Consider the following 261-nt stretch of genomic DNA (forward strand, 5'->3'; position numbering starts at 1 on the left):
TCACGGCCACGAAGGATGGCGTGACCAGTAATACGGTGGATGTGAATGTCTCGGCAGCGGTCATTACATCGATTCAAGTGACGCCTTCACCGGTCAACGTAGCAAAAGGTCAGACTCAGCAGTTAACTGCAACAGCGACATTCAGTGATGCGACGTCCTCTGACGTGTCTACCTCAGTGACGTGGACTCCTATCGATACGGCGACGGCTACTGTGTCACCAACCGGTTTATTGTCTGCGGTTGAGGTGGGTAATACGACCC

The 261-nt window shown here is 53.3% G+C and carries 1 protein-coding gene; it reads left to right on the forward strand.

Annotated elements, in window-relative coordinates; translation table 11 throughout:
• On the forward strand, positions 1–261 hold a 261-nt coding region (locus tag MD535_RS26050), incomplete at both ends, for an Ig-like domain-containing protein (RefSeq protein ID WP_265678155.1).

This window comes from Vibrio qingdaonensis (assembly GCF_026191675.1).
Classification (GTDB): domain Bacteria; phylum Pseudomonadota; class Gammaproteobacteria; order Enterobacterales; family Vibrionaceae; genus Vibrio; species Vibrio qingdaonensis.